The 17489-nt window shown below is 46.4% G+C and carries 12 protein-coding genes; 7 read left to right on the forward strand and 5 right to left on the reverse strand.

Annotation, left to right across the window (positions count from 1 at the left end):
- Nucleotides 1–29: 29 nt before the first annotated feature.
- Entirely contained in the window at nt 30–2438 is a 2409-nt protein-coding gene (locus tag ACFFJH_RS14380; RefSeq protein WP_390213554.1) for a GMC oxidoreductase, read from the reverse strand.
- 390 nt (nt 2439–2828) lie between these two features.
- Here ACFFJH_RS14380 and ACFFJH_RS14385 point away from each other — a divergent pair, with 390 nt between their 5' ends.
- Both ACFFJH_RS14385 and ACFFJH_RS14390 read left to right on the forward strand, forming a co-directional pair.
- Nucleotides 2829–4325 (forward strand): metallophosphoesterase, encoded by a 1497-nt coding sequence (locus ACFFJH_RS14385; RefSeq protein ID WP_390213555.1) that lies wholly within the window; start codon nt 2829–2831, stop codon nt 4323–4325.
- A gap of 34 nt (nt 4326–4359) precedes the next feature.
- Nucleotides 4360–6369 carry a CHAT domain-containing protein gene (locus tag ACFFJH_RS14390; RefSeq protein WP_390213556.1) on the forward strand — a complete coding sequence of 670 codons (2010 nt, stop codon included), beginning with the start codon at nt 4360–4362 and terminating at the stop codon, nt 6367–6369.
- A gap of 85 nt (nt 6370–6454) precedes the next feature.
- Here ACFFJH_RS14390 and ACFFJH_RS14395 read toward each other — a convergent pair whose 3' ends face one another.
- A complete protein-coding gene (locus tag ACFFJH_RS14395) occupies nt 6455–7042 on the reverse strand; it encodes a helix-turn-helix domain-containing protein (protein WP_390213557.1) in 588 nt (195 codons plus the stop codon).
- A gap of 180 nt (nt 7043–7222) precedes the next feature.
- Here ACFFJH_RS14395 and kbl point away from each other — a divergent pair, with 180 nt between their 5' ends.
- The 3 genes from kbl to ACFFJH_RS14410 all read left to right on the forward strand — a co-directional run bounded on the left by kbl (nt 7223) and on the right by ACFFJH_RS14410 (nt 10925).
- Nucleotides 7223–8422 (forward strand): glycine C-acetyltransferase, encoded by a 1200-nt coding sequence (gene kbl, locus ACFFJH_RS14400; RefSeq protein WP_390213558.1) that lies wholly within the window; start codon nt 7223–7225, stop codon nt 8420–8422.
- Nucleotides 8423–8497: 75 nt separating this feature from the next.
- Nucleotides 8498–9448: an NAD-dependent epimerase/dehydratase family protein gene (locus ACFFJH_RS14405; RefSeq protein ID WP_390213560.1), complete on the forward strand. Its 951-nt coding sequence runs from the start codon at nt 8498–8500 to the stop codon at nt 9446–9448.
- A 94-nt stretch (nt 9449–9542) separates the two neighbouring features.
- Nucleotides 9543–10925, forward strand: a complete 1383-nt coding sequence (locus tag ACFFJH_RS14410; protein WP_390213561.1) for an L-serine ammonia-lyase — start codon at nt 9543–9545, stop codon at nt 10923–10925.
- A 30-nt stretch (nt 10926–10955) separates the two neighbouring features.
- Here ACFFJH_RS14410 and ACFFJH_RS14415 read toward each other — a convergent pair whose 3' ends face one another.
- The 3 genes from ACFFJH_RS14415 to ACFFJH_RS14425 form a co-directional block, all read right to left on the reverse strand.
- Nucleotides 10956–12803, reverse strand: coding sequence for a sensor histidine kinase (locus ACFFJH_RS14415; protein ID WP_390213562.1), 1848 nt, complete (start codon nt 12801–12803; stop codon nt 10956–10958).
- Nucleotides 12804–12969: 166 nt separating this feature from the next.
- A complete protein-coding gene (locus tag ACFFJH_RS14420; protein ID WP_390213563.1) occupies nt 12970–13797 on the reverse strand; it encodes a LytR/AlgR family response regulator transcription factor in 828 nt (275 codons plus the stop codon).
- Nucleotides 13798–13808: 11 nt separating this feature from the next.
- A complete protein-coding gene (locus tag ACFFJH_RS14425) occupies nt 13809–14858 on the reverse strand; it encodes a sensor histidine kinase (protein ID WP_390213564.1) in 1050 nt (349 codons plus the stop codon).
- A gap of 447 nt (nt 14859–15305) precedes the next feature.
- On the opposite strand from ACFFJH_RS14425, the gene argH reads away from it, so the two are divergent.
- Nucleotides 15306–16706: an argininosuccinate lyase gene (argH, locus tag ACFFJH_RS14430; protein ID WP_390213565.1), complete on the forward strand. Its 1401-nt coding sequence runs from the start codon at nt 15306–15308 to the stop codon at nt 16704–16706.
- 198 nt (nt 16707–16904) lie between these two features.
- Nucleotides 16905–17489 (forward strand): TRAP transporter small permease subunit, encoded by a 585-nt coding sequence (locus tag ACFFJH_RS14435; protein WP_390213567.1) that lies wholly within the window; start codon nt 16905–16907, stop codon nt 17487–17489.

Genomic DNA, 17489 nt, shown 5'->3' on the forward strand with positions numbered 1-17489 from the left:
TTATTGGGCAAAAAATATTCAATCAGCACTCAGGGTTTCTCATCATGTTTGCCAGCCAAAATGCCACCGTAGTTTTCCCACAAAACGCCAGCAAAGTATTTGCCAAAACGGGCAACCGCCGCTATTCGTTCTTGTTCACTCTTAGCGTTTGACACTTTCATGGTCGTCATTTGTTTGACGAAGTCGGTAGGCTGTATATGCAACACCCCCGAGCCAAGCACTTCGCCAGTTTTATCGCTACCTCGATAAACCGTGACGTATAGAGTGCTGGTGTCATGCCAGATTTTGAATGGACTATGATCACTAGGAACGGACTTAAAAGCGCTGAAATAGTAATTACTGCCATCTTCAGCAATCGCGCGCATGTTGTAATTCATATGTCGCACACCGACTTGTTCTGGATAAACCTCAAACAAATTGAACACACCATGCGTCACCGTCATAGGTTTTGAAGATAACGCGGGTGCTGTTAAAGTACCTGCCATCGTTGCGGGATGTTTAGGATCACTAATCAGTTTTTCTAGGTCATCTGAATCCACTGTGACGGTGAAACTCATGGTGGAATCATCCGCTTTACCACGTTGATAAGCTTGCTCATACACGGGCAAATTCGTACTCGCTGCTTGAGTAAAGGCCGTGGAAAAATATCCGGTCATAGTCTCGGTAAACTGTATGCCCAACTTATCTTCCACCACTGGTCGTTTTGGCGCCGATGGCAAGGTGTAATCTATCGTCCAACCGCGGTCTTGCGCCAGTAATTGCATTGCACGCTCTGAGATAGCCGAGATAGTGAGTAAAGGATTGACCGCCAAAGAAGTCGGGATTACCGAGCCATCGGTCACATATAAATTCTCATACACCGCAGTGCCACTCTTACCTGAAAACACTTGGCCTTTATGATTGACCACAGCTTGCGTTGCGTCTTCGCCCATAACACAGCCCCCCAAAGGATGGACTGAGACGATGGCATGTTTAAATAAATCACTCCAGATAGGATTGGGGACGTAGATACCATCCAGCGCCTTCGTTGCGGCATTCAAACGGGTATTACCAACTTCGACATTTTCGGCGGTGCCGACGCCAGGCCAATCGATTCTTAGTTGATTCTTTGCGTCGAGAACCATCCGACCTTTAGAGTCGTCATGACTCATGATCAAATAGGTCTGAGTGTTTTGAATCGCACCTGTATAGGGCCCACGCCACAAACTAGTCCATGCACGTACTTTTTGTTTTGCGCGATCCATAAAACTACGCGCATCATTTTTGCCCATCAAATCTGCGGTAGTCGATAGCATAGGCAGCATGAGCTTACCAATCGCGCCTGGAATAGAACCTTCTTCGATTACCATGCGATGTTCGTATTTAGCTTGATCGCGCATATCAATCACCGAGGTGATACAAGGCCCGACTGGCAAACGGTCCGCAGGCTTATTGGGAGGCTGGTTGTCGCCAAAACCTATACCATTAATTTTTTGTGTGGTATTAAAACCAAAGCCTAAAATATCGCCATTACCGCTAAAGTGCAGCCCTAATTGATCAGATAGCAGCAGACCTTTTTGTTGAGAACGCAGCATAATTTCGGTTGATCCCAAAGTACCCGCCGAAACGATGACGATGTCCGCTTTGACGAACTGCGTCGGTGCATCAAATTTTTCACGCCCCGTGCCAACGTACTGGTAGTGAACAAGCCAGCCATCTGCCGCTTTTTCTATATGACTCACCGCAGCCTGACAAAAAATCTCAGCGCCATGATTCCACGCATCAGGCAGGTAGTTCATCAAAGTCGTGTTTTTTGCTTTGTTATTGCAGCCAGAAACGCAATCGCCACAATTATTGCAAGGAAGTTGTTCAACCCCGACATGATTTTTATTATTAGGAAGCGTCTCAAAATTGACATTGATTGGCGTGCGATAAAACTCTTTCGCCTGCCCCATTTTATTGGCAGATTGTTGGTGCGCAGCCGTTTTCGTCAACGCCGCGCCATTCTCTGGATACGGGTTCGGCTTGAGCATTTCACGCGCACGAGCGTAACCGTCTTTCAACAAAGTATCCCGATGCTCACGAATAGACAGTGGCCAACGAGTATCATCAAATACGTAAGGCTTGGCTTCTAATGAGACATTGGCATTGATCAAAGAGGTACCGCCCAAGCCGCAACCTACCAGCACATTTTGTTGTGCGTTCACGTGAAAATCAAACAAACCAGTACGTGAACCTATATGACCATTGGGTTCATGCAATTGAAACTGTTCTGCCGCTTTAACCAGAGTATTTGGATAATCGCCAGGGAGAATTTCTTTGCCGCGCTCTAACAATGCAACACGCCGACCCGCCCGTGCCATACGCGAAGCAGCGATACCGCCACCATAACCAGATCCGATCACAAGCACCTCGTAGTGCTGGGCAATTTGGTCTATAGGCGAGGCAATTCTACTCATAACAATCTCCGTTCATCGTGGCGTCAATCAAAATATAAAGATGAAATTTTAAAAAAGTTCATCCGAACTATCGAAGTAAAAAAAAGAACAACTTTGCAAGAATACTATTTTAGTATTGCAAATACTTAATTATTAATATTTTTACGATTAAAAGACAACACTCTAATCAAAAATATAAAATAGCACTAGCAAGAAAGTAAATTATTTACAATACTTCTAGCCGAGATGACTTCAGCCAATTTGCATGACGTTAATAGGTTAGGACTTAGGCAAAATTGTCCCAGCTAGGCGTGCCGACGAAGACAGTGCTTGAGCACCTTAGTTTAGCTAATGGCGGCAACAACGAAGCTGGGGGTAATTTTGCCTAAGTCCTACATTTGAAAGGTAAGCATGAAACCGACACTACAATTCGATCAACTGTACATCGTCTCAGATCTCCATTTTGGTGGCGAACCGGGCTTCCAGATTTTTGGTTCTCAGGCAGAGATGATTTGGCTCATTCAACATTTGACGCAACTCGACAGCGATAAGCAAATCGGCTTAGTGATCAATGGCGACTTTATCGACTTTTTGGCGGAAGCACCTTCTAGACATTTTGATCCGGATGGCGCGCTCAAAAAACTGGAACGAATTGCCTTACACGATCCAACTTTCAGCCCAATTTTTAGCGAGCTCAAAAACTTCCTAAACACCGCTAACCGTAAGCTCATCATCAATCTAGGCAATCACGATTTGGAATTGACGCTACCTTGGGTACGCGAACGATTGATAGAAATTTTGACCGACAACCATGAACCTTCGCGTGCCCGACTTAGCATGGTATTTGATGGCTCAGGCGTCTTGGCGAACGTTGGTAATAAATCTGTGTTGTGCGTACACGGCAATGAAGTCGACGCATGGAATCCCGCTGACTTTGAGAAGCTAAGACAAATAAGCCGCGACTATCAGTTTGGTCGTCCAGTTGACAATTGGATTCCCAATGCGGGTTCAAAAATGGTGATCGACGTTATGAATCCGGTGAAACGGAATTACCCTTTTGTCGATCTACTCAAACCTGAAGCGGAAGGCGTAGTCCCTACGCTACTCGCTTGCGATCCCAAACAATTAAGCAATCTCGACAGTGTGCTTGGATTGGCCAGCGCCGCGGGGTCCTGGCTACAAACGAAGATTTCCAAACCACGCGGTATGTTAGGAGAGGAGCGAGAAAGTGCACCTATTGCTGGAAGTGCCGCCGCCAACACCACGGGCTTAACTCAGGCGCTGATCAGTCGTCAGTTTCCAACTAATGGAGCTAGTGCCGCTAGTTCCAATAACGACGCAAGCAATATGTTGCTAGCGGTTGAACAACAGACATTAGAAGGCGTTAATCCTTTACAACTAGTACAAGGTCAGCAATCTGAACAACTCGGTGGCGTCGGCGCTTTTATCAACTGGCTCAAAAATAAACCGGCCTCCGAAGTGCTACGTGAAGCGCTGGACAAATTAGACAAAGATCGTAGCTTCGATCCGACCGCCAGCGACGATACGTTCACCAGTTTGGATAAAGAAATCCAAGGCAATATCGATTTTTTAGTGGCAGGTCACACCCACCTCGAGCGCGCCTTAAAACGACAAAAAGGGAACGGCTATTATTTCAATAGTGGTACCTGGGCACGTCTAATAAAAATAGAACCAGAAACCCGTCAAAGCCCAGAAAAATTCAAAGCACTGTTTGACATCTTGAAAAACGGAACGATGGCAAAACTCGACGCAACACCTGGATTGATTTCCAAATTTTGTACCGTGGTTGCTATCGTAGACGACGGCAATGGCGTCATGGGTGAATTGAGACATGTGGCGAGTACGGGCTTTAAGGCCGTCGCTAACAGTCAATTGAGAAGTAACTGATATAAAACGAAGGAATGGCTTAAGGAGCAACTACATGCGCACGATAACTTTAGAACTACTACGTCATGGACCCGCACACAATCAGTTGCTCTCCCCACTGACCGACTATTTGGCGCTTTGCGAAAATCATTCGGCCGTCTCGTTTCAGATACCCTCGGAACATAATCAGATGATGTATCGCTTGCGGGCCTTGAGCTATATTCTGAGCCAAGAGTCGCGCGGGTTTCAGTTAAGCGATACCGCCCGCATGATGGGTGATTTATTTGCTAAAATTCCGGGGCTGACGGCCAACCTCAATCGTCACTGCACTGACACCCAAAACACGGCAGACAACGTGACGCATTTACGGTTGATTTTATCGTCGTCAGAATTAGCACTACTGCCTTTCGAACTCGCCTTAGCACCTAGTGGCTTTCCCGGTGCCGGACAATATTTATCCTTACAACCTCAGGCACCGATATGTATCACGCGCGAAACCCGCCGCGTTCCTGAAGAATGCTTAATTTGGCCTAAGCGCCCAAAAATTCTTTTTGTATTCGCATCGCCTCCCGGTCTAGAAGCCGTACCAGCACAAGCCCATTTACTCGCATTACGGCAAGCAATTACACCATGGCTAGCACTTGCGGATGATATGTCCAGCGAAGAGCGCGCCCGAGTAGTCGCGGAGCATTTAGGTGTCATCAGCAACGCCAGCGTACAAGCGTTGGAACAAGCCTGCGCGTCTGGCAATTACACTCACATTCATATCCTCGCGCACGGCGTGAGTCTCGATACTGAGTATGACCAACGCTTTGGTTTAGCCTTTCATTCTGACAATGCTGAAAATGGTCGCGAAGTGGTTTCGGGTGAACGTCTGGCGACCATTTTGCGTACGCCGCATCAATCAGAACCGGGTAATTTCAATCGCCCTGCCGTGGTCACGCTGGCTAGCTGTAACGGCGGGAATGTAGGGAGTGTTGCAGGTGTCGGCGCCAGCATCGCGCATGCACTACACGATGCAGGTATTCCCATGGTGATTGCTAGCCAATTTCCGCTCTCATTTGGTGGTTCAGTCACCATGGTACAAGACTTATATTCAGGTCTGCTATGGGGTGAAGATCCGCGCAAACTTTTAGTTGGCTTACGTCGGCGTCTGCATTCCTTCTTTCAAGAAACCCACGACTGGGCTAGCATCACCGCTTATACCTCACTCCCACCCGACTTCGATCAACAATTACTAGAAGCCAGTATCGCGCAGGCCAATCGCGCTATTGATGCCGCACTACGTAATGCTGACCGTGTATTGCATATGTATATGGCACAAAGCCGACGGGCAGAGAGAAACACGGCTGGCGTATTTGCCGACAATTTAAATGCGGCGAAAAAACAAATCGTTAACGCCAAACAAAGATTACTCAGCTTAATTGATAGTAATCCAGATCAAGAAGCCCAGATACAAGGACAATTGGCCAGCACACAAAAACGGGAAGCCCAATTACGCTTCCACGCCCTATCTGATTGGCACAACGCGAGCGAAGAAGACAAGAATCAAGTGCTACATGATTTGGATCTCGCTAGGGAGCGTTATTGGAAAGCGGATCAATTAGATAAAGACAGTGTCTGGGCGCAAGTACAATATTTATCACTGACTCTGCTACTCAGTTCTGTGCCCGACGCCACGCCGATAAAAACTGTCGCACCACATGATTTACTGGCATTTTGGTTGATGGCAGAAGTAAGAATTAAGAACGCCATTACAAGCCAAGAGAATAATAGCCGAGCATGGTCGTATGGCTATTTAGCCGAATTATATTTAATGGCGCCGCTCATACCGCAGCTAAGTGAAATACGTCCTGATGATTTTCCTACAAAGGCAATCGAAGCGGCTCAAATGGTTTCCTCTTTGATGGGGAGAGATTCTATCCACATCTACTCAACACGCCGCCAAATCCAACGTTACATTGATTGGCTAGGCGTAATTTCTGATGATTTCCGTCAACTCGAAGCAACTGCAAGAGAAATCATTTCGGCATTACCAGGTAGCGAAAAATTAGCGCCCTACTAGCGGCACATTAGGACAACTTATTGGAATAACTTATTGAAAAAACTTATTGGAAAAACTTATTGGAATACATTAAGCGCACCCAAGATTAGCGATGAATCACCACCATCAAGGCTTTAGCTTCGGTCTTGCCGATGTTGCGTATAGCGTGCGAGCGATCTGCTTCGTAGCGTGCGGTGCCGCCGATTTTAAGTTTTTTCTTGTGACCATCGACTTCCACTTCTATGCTGCCGCTAATTAAAGTGAGATGCTCCGAGGTACCCGGATCGTGGGCATTCGAAATCAATGCGCCGCCGGCCGCCAGTACCAACTCATACCACTCAAAGCGTCCGGCCAACTCCATGGGGCCAAGTATTTTTAAGACATAGCCTGCATGCTCGCCGGGCAAAGTCGGTGTTTCATGCGGCTCCAACATACGAATTAAATCTACTTTGGGGACTTCTGCCGTTAGCAATTCAGCTATCCCTATGCCCAGCGCATTCGCCAAGCGCCAAGCCACGGCAATGGTGGGATTCGCTTTTTCTCTTTCAATCTGCGATAGCATGGACTTCGATACGCCCGCGGTACGAGATAAGTCTTCCAAAGTTAAGCCTCGATCCAGCCGTAAACGCTGTAAGGTGGCGCCAACTTCAGGCGGCGTTGCAGGGGTTGTCACAGGTGCAATCACTTTTTTCATAGTTTCGCTTGCAAAATCAAATTAGCATAGATAATATTCGTTATATTGAATTTTAGTTCGATATATTGAATATTTAAATAAATCAGTAGATTTTTGGAATTTTCAATATAGGTGAGATTGAACACGAAAATTCCAATTTTTCCATCATACCAGAAGCCCCCTTCCTTTCAGGAGACAAACATGAGCGCCAAGAAGAATTCATTTTTTACAGGTTTAGCCAGCAATCTGGATAGCTTGCGTGAACAAGGCTTGTACAAACCAGAACGTGTGATTTCATCGCGTCAAGGTTCCTTGGTGCAATGCGATGACGGTCGTCAGCTCATCAATCTGTGTGCAAATAACTATCTGGGCTTATCGGGTGATGAAGCAACTGTGCAAGCATCGATCAAAGCCACCGAGCAATACGGTTATGGCTTATCGTCGGTGCGTTTCATCTGCGGTACGCAAACTGTACACAAACAACTTGAACGTGCGATTGCAGATTTTCTGGGAATGGAAGACACGATTTTGTATGCAGCAGCATTTGATGCGAATGGCGGTGTATTCGAACCTTTGTTCGATGAAAACGATGCGATCATTTCTGATGCCTTGAACCACGCTTCCATCATTGATGGTATACGTTTGTGTAAAGCGGCACGTTTCCGTTATACCCACAATGATATGGCGGATCTGGAAAAACAATTACAAGCGGCAGCCGATAAACGCCATCGCATCATCGTCACTGATGGCGCGTTCTCCATGGACGGCACAATTGCCCAGCTCGATAAGATTTGCGATCTGGCAGACAAATATGATGCCTTAGTAATGATCGACGAATGCCACGCATCTGGCTTCCTTGGTAAAACCGGTCGTGGTACGCATGAACATCACAACGTCATGGGTCGCATCGATATTATTACTGGTACCTTAGGTAAAGCTTTGGGTGGTGCGATGGGCGGTTTTACCGCTGCGCGTAAAGAAGTCATTGATACCTTGCGTCAAAAATCACGTCCATACCTGTTCTCGAATACGCTGGCTCCCTCCATTGCTGGTGCGTCCTTAGCAGTATTAGAACGCTTATCGAAGTCGACTGAATTGCGTGATCGTCTGCATGAAAACACGGCTTTCTTCCGTCAAGAAATCCAAGCGCTTGGGTTCACCATCAAGCCTGGTACACACCCGGTGGTGCCGGTGATGTTATTTGATGCACCAGTCGCACAAAAATTTGCCGCGCGCATGTACGAACTCGGCGTTTTTGTTACTGGTTTCTTTTATCCAGTTGTACCGATGGGACAAGCGCGTGTCCGCGTGCAATTATCGGCGGCACACACCAAAGAACAATTGCAAACTGCACTCGCCGCGTTTGCGCAAGCAGGTCGTGAGTTGGGTTTAATTAAGTAAATCTCTAAAAATCACTGCTACATCTCTGCGGCAATAAAACAGTCAATCGAATAGTAAGAATAGTAAGGAAATAAAATGGAAAGAATTTTAGTTATCGGTGCAAACGGCCAAATCGGTAGCGAATTAGTCGATGCTTTAGCCGCTAAACATGGCGCGGAAAACGTGATTGCTGCGGACATTAGTCCTACCAGTTTGTACGGCGCAAAAATCTATGAAGTAGTTGATGTGTTAAACGCCGATCGCCTTGCCGAAATTCACGACAAGTACAACATCACCCAAGTCTATCAACTAGCAGCTCTATTGTCTGCTACCGGTGAAAAAGCGCCATTGAAAGCCTGGACATTGAACATGGATGGCTTGTTGAATATTCTCGAACTAGCACGTATTCGCGGTGAAGCGGGCAAACCACTCAAAGTTTTCTGGCCATCCTCCATCGCCGCTTTCGGTCCTAACACCGAAGCTGTTAACACGCCGCAATACACGGTGATGGACCCGAACACTATTTATGGCATCAGCAAGTTAGCTGGTGAACGCCTGTGTGAATATTACTTCCAGAAATATAATGTTGATGTGCGCAGTATTCGCTACCCTGGCATCATCAGCTACAAGTCGCCTCCAGGTGGCGGCACGACCGATTATGCGATCGCAATTTTCCATTCTGCCTTGAAGGGCGAAGTCTATTCATGCTTCCTCGAAGCGCAACAATCACTGCCAATGATCTACATGCCTGATGCGATTCGTGCGACGATTAGTTTGATGGAAGCACCTACCGAAAACATCAAAATCCGTTCGTCTTATAACGTCAGTGGTATGAGCTTTAACCCACAAGAACTCACAAGTGAAATCACTAAAAACCTACCAAACTTTCAGGTACACTACGCCCCGGATAGCCGCCAGGCAATCGCGGCAAGTTGGCCACAAAGTTTGAATGATGAGGCCGCTTATCAAGATTGGGGCTGGAAGGCAGAAATCGATCTCCCTGCATTGGTAACGGACATGTTAAAGAACGTGAAAATCGCCAATTAATTAGAGTAAACGGCATCATGTGGTTTGTTCTAATTAGAGATCGTTTCATCGATAAAAGCTTGACTACTATGGTCTCAAAATAAGGAATATTGGCATGGATATGCGTGTGTTTGATCTGTTTAAAATTGGTGTTGGCCCATCGAGCTCTCATACTGTTGGTCCGATGATTGCAGCGCGTCGTTTTTTGCTGGAATGTCCAAACTTAGATCAAGCACGCAAAGTGCAAGTGGCTCTATATGGTTCACTTGCATTAACAGGTCTGGGTCATGCCACTGACAAAGCGGTACTACTTGGCTTGATGGGAGAAACGCCGCAAGACGTCGCTCCCGATACCGTCGAAGCTAAACTAGCAGAACTAGCCCAATCGGGCGTCATGCACTTGTTAGGTCAAGTCAAAGTCGACTTCGATATTCTGGACGATGTACTGTGGCACAAAAAGGAAGTATTGCCAGGTCACCCAAACGGATTAAGCTTCACCCTCACTCGTCAGGATGGTAGTACCCATAACCAAACATTTTATTCAACTGGCGGCGGCTTCATCTACACCGAAGAAGAACTGAACAACAACGCAAATACGGTAAGCACACCATCCGTGAGTGTTCCCTATCCATTTGGCACCATGGCTGAATTACTGGCGCATGGTAAAGCAACTGGATTATCGTTGGCAGCTTTATTGCGTGCAAACGAACTGAGTCATTGTAGCGAAGTCGAGCTAGATGCAGGCCTAGACAAAATCTGGGATGTGATGAACTCTTGCATACAGCGCGGTTTGAAAATCACTGGCGAGTTACCAGGTGGTTTGCATGTACAACGTAGAGCTGCAAAACTCTGGCTCACCGCCAATGAAACACACAATAGTTTGCCGCACGATGGCATGCATAAAGTGAGTTTGTATGCGATGGCAGTCAATGAAGAAAATGCCGCTGGCGGTCGTGTCGTCACGGCACCAACCAACGGTGCAGCAGGGATTATTCCAGCCATCATCAAATACTATTCACAAGATTGTCACCCTAGCGATCCCGTCAAAGGAATTCGTGATTTCATGTTAGTCGCAGCGGCAATCGGTATGCTGTGTAAGAAAAACGCCTCGATCTCTGGCGCAGAAATTGGTTGTCAGGGTGAAGTCGGTGTTGCGTGCGCCATGGCAGCGGCAGGCTTGACGGCGGCGCTAGGTGGTAGCAATGAACAAATCGAATCAGCTGCTGAAATCGGCATTGAGCATCATCTAGGCATGACTTGCGACCCGATTGGTGGCTTGGTGCAAATTCCTTGTATCGAACGCAATGGCATGGGCGCGGTGAAAGCGATTACGGCGGCATCATTAGCCTTAAAGAGCGACGGCACGCATCATGTCAGTCTCGATCAAGTCATCGAAACCATGCGCGTTACAGGCTATGACATGCAAGCCAAGTACAAAGAAACCTCGTTGGGTGGATTAGCAATTCATGTGGTTACCGTCAATCACGCAGCTTGCTAAGCAGTCCGCGTTTCCTTCTTTAAGCAAAGCTTAATTGGCCAAATTAACCGCTGGCTCCACGCTGGCGGTGAGCGGAATCTCTAGAGTAAATGTTGTGCCCTTCCCAAGCTCACTGGCCACCTCGATTCTTCCGCCCAACATGGCTGTTACGATGTTGTAGACTATGCTTAAACCTAAGCCTGAACCGCCCTGCCCGAGTTTGGTGGTAAAGAAGGGATCAAATATTTTCTGCAAATGTTGCTCAGAAATTCCCAGCCCATTGTCTGAGAAAACGATGCGCACCCACTGATTAGGCAACAAGGCCGCGCTCAAACGCATTTGTCCTTCTTGTCGCCCCTCAAAAGCATGACGCAGTGCATTGGTCGTCAGATTCATCAGAACTTGTTCCAAAGGACCAGGGAAACTATCTAGTTGAATATCGAGCGGCACTTCATTGGTCAAATGATGTGTGGTCTTGCGCAGACTGGGATTTAAGGTCACCAAGACTTCATGAGCCACCTCATACAAATTAAATTTTCGCCTTTGCTCACTCGTCTGATCTACGGCCACCTGCTTAAAACTATTAATCAAATCAGCAGTACGGCGCAGATTTCTGTCTAAAATATCGGCGGACTCACGCACTGAAAGTAAAAAATGATTCAGCGAAGAGCGTGACAAACTATGCTCCAAGCCAGTCTCAAATAACGCTTGCTGATCTGCCAAAGTGCTGGCAACCATCAAAGCATTTCCCACTGGCGTATTTAACTCATGCGCGATACCCGCCACCATAGAGCCTAGCGAAGCTAACTTCTCAGACTGCACCAAATCACTCTGAGTACATTTCAAACTGATCAGAGCCTCACTTAACTCAGCAGTGCGTGTTGCAACCCGTTGTTCCAATTCAGCGTTCAAAACATGCTGGGCTTTTTCTGCCGATAAGCGATCTGTTTGGTCTAAGAATAGTGCCACAAAACGCCAGCCAGCAGTGGACTCAAAAGCCGCCGTACTAACCAGAAATTGACGAATTTCTCCATGCGCCAAACGCATTGCCACTGGATAACCAACGATACCTTTACCCAAAGTCTGGCGCGCAATAATGCGCCGTTCTGCCTCATCTTCGAAGATATTCAAACTAGCTACCGTACGCCCTAACAGCTGCTCTCGCGAAAAACCAAAACCACTGATAAAAGCGTGATTCACACCTAAAACATGACCGTCACTATCTCCAGAAATTGATGGTAATGGGTTAGACAAAAACAAGGCAGAAAATGAGGCCTCAGATTGACTTAATGCCTGAGCTTTGATTTCCAAGGATCTCGCCAAATCGCGTACTCGGTCAAATTCGACCCGCAAAATTCTTACCCCGACCAAACCCAATAAAAAAGCAACAACAATTAGCCCAACCAAAATAATCATGCGCACCAACAAGTTGGGCTCAACCGGATGCAACAAGCCACGTGAAATGAGGAGATAAAAAACAATGCAGGCACCACAGGCACTCAAAGTCATGACGACCGCGTGACGCAAGGATAAAGCCCAACTGGCAGCCATCACCGAGATAGGGACACAAATAATCCCCGGCGCACTGAAACCAAAAGTCCAGAACCCAAAACAAATAGGAATTAGGGCAAAACCCCATAAGATGGCAATCAAGGCAAATTTCACTTTTTGCTGGCGTAACAAAAAGAGAATACTCCCAGTCACAAAAACACCCGCAACCGCGCCGCCATTCCCTTGACCTCGACTAAAATAGGAATTGAAAATAAGTGCCAGCAGGCAGATGGTCATACCAACCAAGGCTATGCCGTACAAGAGTTTCACACCCATCTGATTGATGCGTATCTTGTCCCGGCTTTCTTGGATGCTCAACTCGTCACCCGAACTTAACTCCGCTTGCATGTTGCCCTCGCTTCCATGTTCGCATCTAGCTCTATCTGACTAATGTATCTCTATACTTACAAACTCAATGAGGCGACGGGTGCGCTTGATCAGTGCTTATTTCGCGCTTATTCCGTACTTGAGCAAGCTCTAACTCAGCCAAGCCCACATCTCAAGTCACTCAAGCCTACCTCACGATCGCCTTAATGACTGGCCATTGTCTGCGGGAAATAGGTAATCGTTCCGACGAATCTCTCACGATCACTTGCCAGGAATCGGAACTCTTCTCCCCTTCTTGCTCAACATCAATCGTCTGAACTGCACGCTCAACCCCGACTATCGCATCACGTGCCACCAAAGCATTTCTATGCGCGCGCACGAAGACTTCACCCAACTCGGCTTCTATCGACACCAAAGATTCCTCGGTTAAATAGGCTCGTGTTCTGGTTTGTATCGTGACATATTTTTGCTCCGCTTTTAAAAAAAGCACGTCGCGGATAGGAATCAATAACACCCGATTTTTTTCTAATACAGAAAAATTTTGGCGTGTTTTTGCAATCGGCTTTAATGCATCTGAAAAACTGGTTTGCCCCTGCCCCGAAATTGCCTGCATAGGCTGGACCGCTGTCTGCGCGCGTAGTTGCAAAACCCGGCGCAACGCCTCATCTAGTCGTGTAGCACGTACCGGTTTGAGCAAGTAGTCCATCGCATGTACTTCAAATGCCTTTAATGCGTAATCATCGTAGGCAGTAACAAAAATCACGGAAGGTGGATGAGGCAACTTGGCATGCGCAATATGCTGAGCCAATTCTATGCCATTCATACCTGGCATCTGCACATCGAGTAAAACTATATCGGGTTGCTTATCGACTAAGGTATCCAACGCCGTCTGTCCGTCCGCTGCCTCACCTACCAATTCACAAGGGCAAGTATCTTGGATATCAGAAATCAAGGTTGTCATACGCGCCCTAGCTGGCGCTTCGTCGTCAACAATTAAAATAGTGGGTCGATTCATGGTCGTCACATTTAAGTTCTTTCTGGAAATAATAATTTCACTTCAAATCGAGCGTCGACAATCTCATGGTGCAGCTGCGCTTCAATATCGTAGAGCAGCGTTAATCTTTGACGAATATTCTCCAAAGCCATGTGATTTCCAGAAGGCAATTGCGCATGGGGATGATAGTCGTTTATTACTTTAATTTCAATTTTATCCAAGCTTTTTTGCACGAACACCTGGATAGGCGCTGGATTGGTCACGGGCTCTACGCCGTAATGCACGGCGTTTTCCAATAAAGGCTGCAGTAGCAGAGAGGGAACTTTTGTATTACTAAGATCGAGTGTGCTTAAATTATTTAATTGCCATTCGATAGACAATCTGTCGCCCAAACGAATTTTTTCTATCGCCAGATATTGTTGGCACAACGTAATTTCCTCTTGTAAGGTACTCATATCTCTCGTGTCTCGCATGAGCACTCGAAATAGATCAGCCAGATCTTCCAATGCATTTTCTGCGCGGCGCGGATCGGCCCGAATTAGAGACAATACTGCGTTAAGACTGTTAAACAAGAAATGTGGCCGAATTCGTGCTTGCAAAGCTTGTAAACGTGCCTCACCTAAAGCAGGTGAGAAAGCTCGCGTACGGAGTTCAAAGTAATGTTGAAAACCCAGCCCCATTAAAAAGCACAAGAGCATAGACAAACCCAGATGTATATTCGGAAAGCTAAAGGCAAACCAGTCTATATCCATCAGCAGAGTCAAAACAAAAAAACAAACGATAGCGGGTATTGCCCCGCACACGACTCGCTGCATCCAATTCGCGGCACTTTGTTTTTCTAGTAAGCGCCGAAATCCACACAAAATACTCAGAGATAACAAGCTAATCAGCTCGATTAGCATAGAAGTATCAATAAAATCTTGGAAATTCAAAGCAAAACCTTGACCACGTGCTAACAGAGCTAGCAAAACGAGGAGATTCACCGCGACCAAAACGCGAATCAAAATACCTAAGTTACAGTAATCTGGAATCAAAATTTCCTGCGGCCGTTCCTGCTTAGTTGGCACTATGGGCTTATTCATCACACTCCATATAAAATCGGACACGCATTTGGCGCATATAATTAACATCTACAAAACAAACTCAGCGCCGATAAAAACAAAACAAATCACATCAACTTGAACGAACTTAAGGCAAAAATCAGCAAAAATCGTTTAAGCAGAAGCGACTCGCGGTATAATCTGCGGCGTTTTTACACTACAAAGTAACACTGGCAAACAAGACATCGCAACAACTCGCGGACTAAGACAAAATCACAAAATTTTGGCAATTCGCTACGCAGCTAATGAATTAAATAATTTAGCAAACAATTAAGTACATAAGTGCGCCAAAAGCGCCCATGGCGACAGTGGTGAAATTAAATGCTTGTTGTCGGCACTTTTACTTTGCGTTTTGCTTTGCGCTTTATTTTGCATTTAAGTTTATGTTTTTACTCTGTAGTTTCACTTTTTATCTTAATTTATTTCACTATGACATCACAATTTTCCAAAAAAAGCGAGGCTTGGTCAGCACGCTTCTCAGAACCTGTCTCTGATTTGGTGAAACGTTACACCGCTTCGGTATTTTTTGACAATCGTATGGCTGCTTTTGATATACAAGGATCGTTAGCGCATGCGGAAATGTTAGAAGCGCAGAATATTATTTCCAGCCAAGACTACGCCGACATTCAACGTGGCATGGCGCAGATTAGTGCGGAAATTGAAGCGGGCAAATTCGAGTGGTTATTGGATTTAGAAGATGTCCATCTAAACATAGAAAAACGTCTGACAGAGTTAGTCGGCGATGCAGGCAAACGCTTGCATACAGGTCGCTCACGTAACGATCAAGTCGCGACCGACATCCGCCTATATATGCGCGCCGCGATTGACACCATTTTAGAATTATTGGCAGCCTTCCGTTTGGCCTTGTTGGATTTAGCAGAAAAACACAGCGACACAATATTGCCAGGTTTCACGCACATGCAAGTGGCGCAACCAATCACCTTCGGTCACCACATTTTGGCCTATGTAGAAATGTTTGGTCGCGACGCAGAGCGTTTAGCAGATTGCCGCAAACGCGTTAATCGGCTGCCGCTTGGTGCAGCCGCCTTGGCTGGCACCACGTTCCCGATTGATCGTCAACGTGTGGCTCGCACTTTAGGTTTTGACGATGTTTGCCATAACTCATTGGATGCAGTGTCGGATCGCGATTTCGCTATCGAGTTTTGTGCAGCAGCTTCACTGATCATGACGCACATCTCGCGTATGTCAGAAGAACTCATTATTTGGATGAGCCCACGTGTAGGCTTTATCGATATTGCGGATCGTTTCTGCACAGGTTCGTCTATCATGCCGCAAAAGAAAAACCCAGATGTGCCTGAACTAGCACGTGGGAAAACGGGGCGCGTTAATGGTAATTTGATTGCTTTACTCACTTTGATGAAAGGCCAGCCATTAGCCTATAACAAAGACAATCAAGAAGACAAAGAACCCTTATTCGATACCGCTGATACCGTCATTGATACCCTGCGCATTTTTGCCGATATGGCGACTGGCATCACGGTAAAACCGGAAGCGATGCGCGCCGCAGCATTACAGGGCTATGCGACTGCCACCGATTTGGCCGATTATCTGGTGAAAAAAGGTTTACCATTCCGCGATGCGCATGAAGCAGTCGCCCTAGCAGTGCGCACTTGTGTTGAGAAAGCCTGCGACTTAAGTGATATGAGTCTCAGTGATTTACAAGCTTTCTCAGGATTGATTGAAGCTGACGTCTTCCAAGTCCTGACGCTAGAAGGCTCAGTTGCAGCTCGTGACCACATTGGCGGCACGGCACCTAATCAAGTGCGGTTGGCAATTGCTCGATTACGAGAACAAATTGCTGCTCGTTAAACCTCAATTAGCACACTGATCAATTAATTACGAAGCAAAAACGACGCACTAGCAAGTGCGTAAATTGAGGTGCATAAATCGAGCCGCATGGGTCTAAGCACATGAGTTGAAGCAATCATGGCCGATCTATGCACCTTAGGTATTCATCACTAACATAAAAAAACCAACAAGCGACAACGCCTACAATGGGGACAAAACATGCAGGCATTACTATCTATTTCAAAAAAAATTGATGCACTCAATGAGCTAATTGGTCAGGCAGTTGGCTGGGCATTATTAGTAGCGGTATTAATATGCAGTGGTAATGCCTTAGTACGCTATGGTTTCAATAATAGTTCAAATGGCTGGTTAGAGATTCAATGGTATCTCTTTGCTGCGGTATTTCTACTTGGCGCGCCTTATACCTTGCGCCGCAATGAACATGTTCGGATCGACGTCATTACAGGACGCTTTTCTCAGCGCACCCAAGTCTGGATAGACTTATTCGGCTTCCTCTTGTTTCTCCTTCCCGTCACTGCACTCATACTCTACTTGGGCGTTCCTTACGCCTGGCATTCAATACAAAATCAAGAAATGTCGAGTAATGCCGGCGGCTTAATCGTATGGCCAGCTAAGCTATTAATTCCGGTGGGATTTTTGCTCTTACTGCTGCAAGGTTTTTCAGAAATAATCAAACGCATAGGATTTCTGCGCGGGCTGCTCGAAGCGAGTGCCTTTGAAAAGCAAGTGGTCACGCCGGAAGATGAAATCGCGGCGATCAAAGAAGCCAATCAAATACAATAA

Source organism: Affinundibacterium danionis (assembly GCF_042432465.1).
Classification (GTDB): domain Bacteria; phylum Pseudomonadota; class Gammaproteobacteria; order Burkholderiales; family Burkholderiaceae_D; genus Undibacterium; species Undibacterium danionis.

Excerpts from the sequence above, each read along its gene's own strand:
- ACFFJH_RS14385 (WP_390213555.1), top strand. The coding sequence starts at position 2,829 with ATGAAACCGACACTACAATTCGATCAACTGTACATCGTCTCAGATCTC.
- ACFFJH_RS14415 (WP_390213562.1), bottom strand. The coding sequence starts at position 12,803 with ATGCAAGCGGAGTTAAGTTCGGGTGACGAGTTGAGCATCCAAGAAAGC.
- kbl (WP_390213558.1), top strand. The coding sequence starts at position 7,223 with ATGAGCGCCAAGAAGAATTCATTTTTTACAGGTTTAGCCAGCAATCTG.
- ACFFJH_RS14395 (WP_390213557.1), bottom strand. The coding sequence starts at position 7,042 with ATGAAAAAAGTGATTGCACCTGTGACAACCCCTGCAACGCCGCCTGAA.
- argH (WP_390213565.1), top strand. The coding sequence starts at position 15,306 with ATGACATCACAATTTTCCAAAAAAAGCGAGGCTTGGTCAGCACGCTTC.
- ACFFJH_RS14390 (WP_390213556.1), top strand. The coding sequence starts at position 4,360 with ATGCGCACGATAACTTTAGAACTACTACGTCATGGACCCGCACACAAT.
- ACFFJH_RS14420 (WP_390213563.1), bottom strand. The coding sequence starts at position 13,797 with ATGAATCGACCCACTATTTTAATTGTTGACGACGAAGCGCCAGCTAGG.
- ACFFJH_RS14425 (WP_390213564.1), bottom strand. The coding sequence starts at position 14,858 with ATGAATAAGCCCATAGTGCCAACTAAGCAGGAACGGCCGCAGGAAATT.
- ACFFJH_RS14410 (WP_390213561.1), top strand. The coding sequence starts at position 9,543 with ATGGATATGCGTGTGTTTGATCTGTTTAAAATTGGTGTTGGCCCATCG.
- ACFFJH_RS14405 (WP_390213560.1), top strand. The coding sequence starts at position 8,498 with ATGGAAAGAATTTTAGTTATCGGTGCAAACGGCCAAATCGGTAGCGAA.
- ACFFJH_RS14380 (WP_390213554.1), bottom strand. The coding sequence starts at position 2,438 with ATGAGTAGAATTGCCTCGCCTATAGACCAAATTGCCCAGCACTACGAG.
- ACFFJH_RS14435 (WP_390213567.1), top strand. The coding sequence starts at position 16,905 with ATGCAGGCATTACTATCTATTTCAAAAAAAATTGATGCACTCAATGAG.